We start from the raw sequence: 6,535 nt of genomic DNA, 5'->3' as shown, positions 1-6,535 counted from the left end.
CGGCCACGCGCCGATCGCCACCCAAACAGCCGCCCGGCGACGATCGGGCGGCGCTAGCCGTCAGCCGGTGCCGCGTCCCGCCGCATGCCTTCGCGCGACTTCTCGCGCGAGCCATGACGGAGGGCGGTGCCGGCGGCGAAGGAAAAGCGTCCCGACTATGCTGGTCTTTATCATCCGGCGCCTGATGCAGAGCGTGGTCGTGCTCTTCGTCATGTCGCTGCTGGTCTTTCTCGGTGTGTTCGCCATCGGCAATCCGGTGGACATCCTGATCAATCCGCAGGCCGATCAGGAGGACATCAAGCGCACCATCGCCGCGCTCGGCCTCGACAAGCCGCTGTGGGAGCAGTACTGGATCTTCCTGACCAATGCGCTGCAGGGCAATCTGGGCATCTCGTTCGCGCACGGCACGCCGGCGTTGAAGCTGATCTTCGAGCGGATGCCGGCGACCATGGAGCTGGCGGTCTGCGCGATCCTGCTGGCGATCGTGCTCGGCATTCCGCTCGGGCTGTGGGCCGGCCTGCGGCCCAACGGCATCGCCGGCAAGTCGATCATGACGGTGTCGATCCTCGGCTTTTCGCTGCCGACCTTCTGGGTCGGCCTGATGCTGATCATGGTGTTCGCGGTGCAGCTGGGCTGGCTGCCGTCGAACGGGCGCGGGCAGACCGTCCCGGTGCTCGGCATCCCGGTCAGCTTCCTGACCGTCGACGGCATCCGCCATCTGGTGCTGCCCGCCGTCACGCTGTCGCTGCTGAACATCGCGATGGTGATCCGGCTGACGCGCGCCGGCACGCAGGAGGCGATGCTGCAGGACTACGTCAAGTTCGCGCGGGCCAAGGGGCTGTCGAACACGCGGATCGTCGGCGTGCACGTGCTGAAGAACATCCTGATTCCGATCGTCACCGTGATCGCGCTGCAGTTCGGCTCGATCATCGCGTTCGCCATCGTCACCGAGACGATCTTCGCCTGGCCCGGCATGGGCAAGCTGATCATCGATTCGATCCAGCTGCTGGACCGGCCGGTGATCGTCGCCTACCTGATGGTGATCGTGACGCTGTTCATCCTGATCAACCTGGCGGTCGACATCCTCTACAGCGTGCTCGACCCGCGCGTGCGCATCGCCGACAACAAGGGCTGATCCCATGACCATCGCTACGCAACCGGGCACGCCGGATGGGCTGCCGGTTCCCCCCTCCGATATTCCCGCCGGTCCCCCGGGCACCCCGACCGGCACGCCGACGCCGTCAGCGGCGGCCGTCGATACGCCGTGGCGCCGCTTCGCCCGGCAGTTCTTCTCCAGCAAGATCGCCGTGGCGGGCCTGGCGGTGCTGATCGCGATCGTGCTGGTCGCGATCTTCGCGCCGTGGCTGGCGCCGCAGGACCCCTACGACCTGGCCACGCTGGACGTGCTGGACGCGCGCCTGGCGCCGGGCGAGGTGGCGGGCAACGGCATGACGTTCCTGCTCGGCTCGGACGAGCAGGGCCGCGACATCCTGTCGGCCGTGATGTACGGCCTGCGCATCAGCATCGGCGTCGGCGTGGTCAGCACGGTGATCGCGCTGGTGCTGGGCGCCACGCTCGGGCTGATCGCGGGCTTCGTCGGCGGACGCGTCGAGGCGCTGATCATGCGCGTCGCCGATCTGCAGCTGTCGTTCCCGCCGATCCTGCTGGCGCTGATCCTGCTGGCCTTCCTGCGGCCCGGTATCGGCAATATCGTGATCGCGCTGGTGGCGGTGCAGTGGGCCTACTACGCGCGCACCACGCGCAGCGCGGCGCTGGTCGAGCGGCGCAAGGAATATATCGAGGCGGCCACCTGCCTGGGGCTGCCGGCGCGGCGCATCATGTTCCGCCACCTGCTGCCGAACTGCCTGCCACCGCTGATCGTGATCGCCGCGCTGCAGGTGGCGTCCGCGATCACGCTGGAGGCAACGCTGTCCTTCCTGGGACTGGGCGTGCCGATCACCGAGCCGTCGCTCGGATCGCTGATCTCGAACGGACAGCAGTACATGCTGTCCGGCAAGTACTGGATCAGTTTCTTCCCCGGCATCGCGCTGGTGGTGACCATCGTCGCGATGAACCTGGTCGCCGACCAGCTGCGCGACGTGCTGAATCCGCGACTGCAGACGCTTTGACAGACGACGCCAACAAGGGAATGACCGCATGAGCAGCAAACCAACACTGCTGGTCGAGGATCTGGAAACGCATTTCTTCACGCGCGGCGGCGTCGCGCGCGCGGTCGATCGCGTCTCCTTCTCGATCGGCCGCGGCGAGATCATGGGCCTGGTCGGCGAGTCCGGCTCGGGCAAGTCGATGACCGGCTATTCGATCATGGGACTGATCGACCCGCCGGGGCAGGTGGTCGGCGGACGCATCGAGCTGACCAGCCGCGACGGCGTCACGCGCGACCTGCGCAGGCTGACGCCGGCGCAGATGCGCAACGTGCGCGGCAACCGCATCGCGATGATCTTCCAGGATCCGATGATGACGCTGAACCCGGTGCTGCGCATCGACACGCAGATGATCGAGGCGGTGCTGGCGCACGAGAAGGTCGACAGGGCGGTGGCGCGCGAGCGCGCGCGCAATGCGCTGGCGCGGGTCGGCATTCCGTCGCCGGACGAGCGGCTGCAGGCCTATCCGCACCAGTTCTCCGGCGGCATGCGCCAGCGCGTCGCGATCGCAATCGCGCTGCTGAACAAGCCGGACCTGATCATCGCCGACGAGCCGACCACCGCGCTCGACGTGACGATCCAGGGCCAGATCCTCTACGAGATGCAGAAGCTGTGCCGCGAGTCCGGCACCGCGCTGATCTGGATCACGCACGACCTGTCGGTGATCGCGGGGCTGGCCGACAGCGTCTGCGTGATGTACGCCGGCAGGATCGTCGAGGCTGGCGACGTGCGCCAGGTGCTCGAGCGTCCCGAACATCCCTATACGCACGGACTGATCGGCTCGGCGCCGTCGCGCAATCCGCGCGGCGCGCCGCTGCGGCAGATCCCCGGCATGACGCCGTCGCTGCTGAATCTGCCCGGCGGCTGCGCGTTCCGCGAGCGCTGCCCGCGCGCCACCGAGATCTGCCGCACCGAGCCGCCGCTGAGCAGCGCGCCCGACGGACGGCGCCTGCGCTGCTTCCATCCGGTGCTCGAAACCCAGGAGGCCGCATGACCGATATGTCCGTGATCGACGCGCCCGCCGACGCGGCAGCGAAGCCGGCCTCCGCGTCGGCAGCCGGCACGCCGCTGCTCGAGCTGCGCGGCGTCTCCAAGCGCTTCGTCAAGTCGCTCGACGCCGCCGCACGCATCGCCAATCTGTTCGGCGCGCATGCGAAGGAAGAAGTGGTGCACGCGGTCGACCATGTCGACCTGGCCATCCGCGCCGGCGAGGTCGTCGGCCTGGTCGGCGAATCCGGCTGCGGCAAGTCGACGCTGGGCCGGATGGCCGTCGGCCTGCATACGCTGACCGAAGGCACGCGGCTGTGGAAGGGCGAGGACCTGGAGCAGCTGCCGGCGGAGAAAAAGCGCGAGAAGCAGCTGGCGATCCAGATGATCTTCCAGGATCCGTACGCCTCGCTGAACCCGCGGCTGCGCGTGCTCGATATCGTCGGCGAGGCGCCGGTGGTGCACGGCATCGTGCCGGCCTCGGGCCAGAAGGCCTATGTCGAGGAGATGCTGACGCGGGTCGGCATGGACCCGACCGTGCTGCGGCGCTTTCCGCACCAGTTCTCGGGCGGCCAACGGGCGCGCATCGGCATTGCACGCGCGCTGGCGGTCAGGCCGGAGTTCCTGGTCTGCGACGAATCGGTGGCGGCGCTGGACGTGTCGATCCAGGCGCAGGTGCTGAACCTGTTCATGCGGCTGCGCGAGGAGCTGAACCTCACCTACCTGTTCATCAGCCACGACCTCGGCGTGGTCAAGCACATCAGCGACCGCGTGGTGATCATGTACCTGGGCCGCGTGGTCGAATCCGCGCCGACCGAGCAGGTGTTCGCCGCGCCGAATCATCCGTACACGCAGGCGCTGCTGGCCGAGGCGCCCAAGCTGGAGGTCGGCAAGAAGACCTATGTCGCGATCCAGGGCGAGATCCCGTCGCCGCTGCATCCGCCGTCGGGCTGCCACTTCCATCCGCGCTGCCCGCATGCGATGCCGCGCTGCCGGGAGGAGGCGCCCGCGCTGAAGGAGATCGCGCCGGGGCGGATGTCAGCCTGTCATCTGAACGACCAGCGTTGAGCGCCTGACGCGGACGACGGGACCACTGGCCGGAGGAGGCGAGCAGGGGACGCAGGGAGGCGGCGGCGCCTGCGCCGGCCGCCCCTGGATGGAATCCGATCGAATCCTACGGAATCCGATCGAATACAATCGGCCACAAAGACCATCGCCCCCGGAGAACCCATGTCCACCCGCATCGTCCGCGCCGCCTGCCCGCACGATTGTCCCGACAGCTGCGCGCTGCTCGTCACCGTCGAGGACGGCCGCGCCGTCAAGGTGGCCGGCGATCCCGACCATCCGGGCACGCAGGGCGTGCTGTGCACCAAGGTGTCGCGTTATACCGAGCGCACCTATCATCCCGACCGCCTGCTGACCCCGATGAAGCGGATCGGCCCGAAGGGCAGCGGACAGTTCGCGCCGATCGGCTGGGACGAGGCGCTCGACATCGTCGCGCAGCGGCTCGGCGCGATCGCCGCGCGCGATCCGCAGGCCATCGTGCCCTACAGCTACGCCGGCACGATGGGGCTGGTGCAGGGCGAAAGCATGGCCGCGCGCTTCTTCCACAAGCTCGGCGCCTCGCTGCTCGATCGCACCATCTGCGCCAGCGCCGGCGCCACCGCGCTGCGCTACACGTACGGCGCCAGCGTCGGCATGGACATCGAGCATGTCGAGGACGCGAAGCTGATCGTGATCTGGGGCGGCAATCCGATCGCCTCGAACCTGCACTTCTGGACCCGCGTGCAGCAGGCCAAGCGCCGCGGCGCGACGCTGGTGGCGATCGACCCGTACCGCTCGCTGACGGCCGAGAAGTGCCATCGCCATCTCGCGCCGATGCCGGGCACCGACGGCGCGCTGGCGCTGGCGATCATGCACGTGCTGATCCGCGACGACCTGCTCGACCACGACTACATCGCCCGGCACACGGTCGGTTTCGACGCGCTGCGCGACCGCGCGGCGCAGTATTCCCCGGCGCGCGCCGCGCAGATCTGCGGCATCGATGCGCAGGACATCGAATGGCTGGCCGGCCTGTACGGCCAGCTCGCCGTGCGCGAGCGGCAGCCGGTGGCGATCCGCCTGAACTATGGCATGCAGCGCGCCCACGGCGGCGGCCAGGCCGTGCGCGCGGTGGCCTGCCTGCCGTCGCTGGTGGGCGCATGGCGCCACGCCGCCGGCGGGCTGCAGTTGTCGACGTCGGGCTTCTTCCCGATCGACAACGCGGCGCTGCAGCGCCCGGACCTGCTGCCGAGCTGGCCGAAGCTGCCGCGCACGATCAATATGTCGACGATCGGCGACGCGCTGCTGGGCGAGGGGCTGCCGGCCGGCACACCGCCGGTCGAGGCGATCGTCGTCTACAACAGCAATCCGGTCGCGGTCGCGCCGCAATCGAGCAAGGTGGCGGCGGGCTTTGCCCGCGAGGACCTGTTCACCGTGGTGCTCGAGCACTTCCGCACCGATACCGCCGACTATGCCGACATCCTGCTGCCGGCCACCACGCAGCTCGAGCACGTCGACGTGCACAAGGCCTACGGCCACACGTACTTCCTCGCCAACAACCAGGCGATCGCACCGCTGGGCGAGGCGCTGCCCAATACCGAGATCTTCCGCCGGCTGGCACGGCGCATGGGCTTTACCGAGCCTTGCTTCGCCGACAGCGACGAGGACATCGCCGCGCAGGCGATCGCGCGCAACGATCCACGCGCGGCCGGCATCGACTGGCCGACGCTGAAGGAAAGCGGCTGGCAGAAGCTGAAGCTGCCGGCGGCGCCGTTTGCCGAGGGCGGCTTTCCCAGCCCCACCGGCAAGTGCCAGTTCTACGCCGCCGAGATGGTCAAGGACGGCCTCGATCCGCTGCCGGGCTACGTGCCGCCGTACGAGGCGCCCGCCAGCGCGCCGGACCTGGCCGCGCGCTATCCGCTGGCGATGATCTCGCCGCCGGCGCGCAACTTCCTGAACAGCACCTTCGTCAACGTCGACAGCCTGCGCGCGACCGAGGGCGAGCCGCATCTGGACATCCATCCGGACGACGCCGCCGCGCGCGGCATCGTCGACGGCATGATGGTGCGCGCCTTCAACGACCGCGGCAGCATGCAGGCGCGTGCCCGCGTCACCGACCGCGCGCGCCAGGGGCTGGTGGTCGGGCTGTCGATCTGGTGGAAGAAGCTGGCGCCGGACGGCAAGAACGCCAACGAGCTGACCAGCCAGCGCCTGACCGACATGGGCCGCGCGCCGGTCTTCTACGACTGCCTGGTGCAGGTGGAGGCCGCCGCGCAGGCGGTGACGTGATGGCACGGCGGCCGGCTCGCGTCCGCGTGGCGGCCGCGCTGGCCGCCCTTGCC

The 6,535-nt window shown here is 69.2% G+C and carries 5 protein-coding genes; all 5 read left to right on the top strand.

Features of this window, described 5'->3' with window-relative positions; genetic code table 11:
- Window positions 1-157: 157 nt before the first annotated feature.
- The 5 genes from B551_RS11595 (at window position 158) to B551_RS11575 (ending at window position 6,482) form a co-directional block, all read left to right on the top strand.
- A complete protein-coding gene (locus tag B551_RS11595; RefSeq protein WP_023264134.1) occupies window positions 158-1,135 on the top strand; it encodes an ABC transporter permease in 978 nt (325 codons plus the stop codon).
- A gap of 4 nt (window positions 1,136-1,139) precedes the next feature.
- Complete coding sequence (locus B551_RS11590) at window positions 1,140-2,129, top strand: ABC transporter permease (protein WP_023264133.1); 990 nt, start codon at window positions 1,140-1,142, stop codon at window positions 2,127-2,129.
- Between the two features lie 28 nt (window positions 2,130-2,157).
- A complete protein-coding gene (locus tag B551_RS11585) occupies window positions 2,158-3,159 on the top strand; it encodes an ABC transporter ATP-binding protein (protein ID WP_006578364.1) in 1,002 nt (333 codons plus the stop codon).
- Between the two features lie 5 nt (window positions 3,160-3,164).
- Window positions 3,165-4,220, top strand: coding sequence for an ABC transporter ATP-binding protein (locus B551_RS11580; RefSeq protein ID WP_043439030.1), 1,056 nt, complete (start codon window positions 3,165-3,167; stop codon window positions 4,218-4,220).
- A 162-nt stretch (window positions 4,221-4,382) separates the two neighbouring features.
- Window positions 4,383-6,482: a molybdopterin-dependent oxidoreductase gene (locus B551_RS11575; protein WP_023264132.1), complete on the top strand. Its 2,100-nt coding sequence runs from the start codon at window positions 4,383-4,385 to the stop codon at window positions 6,480-6,482.
- Window positions 6,483-6,535 lie beyond the last annotated feature (53 nt).

It is taken from the genome of Cupriavidus sp. HPC(L), assembly GCF_000307735.3.
In the GTDB taxonomy this organism is placed as follows: Bacteria; Pseudomonadota; Gammaproteobacteria; order Burkholderiales; family Burkholderiaceae; genus Cupriavidus.
The sequence above is the reverse complement of the archived record's forward strand: the minus strand, read 5'-3'. Positions and strand labels throughout refer to the sequence as shown.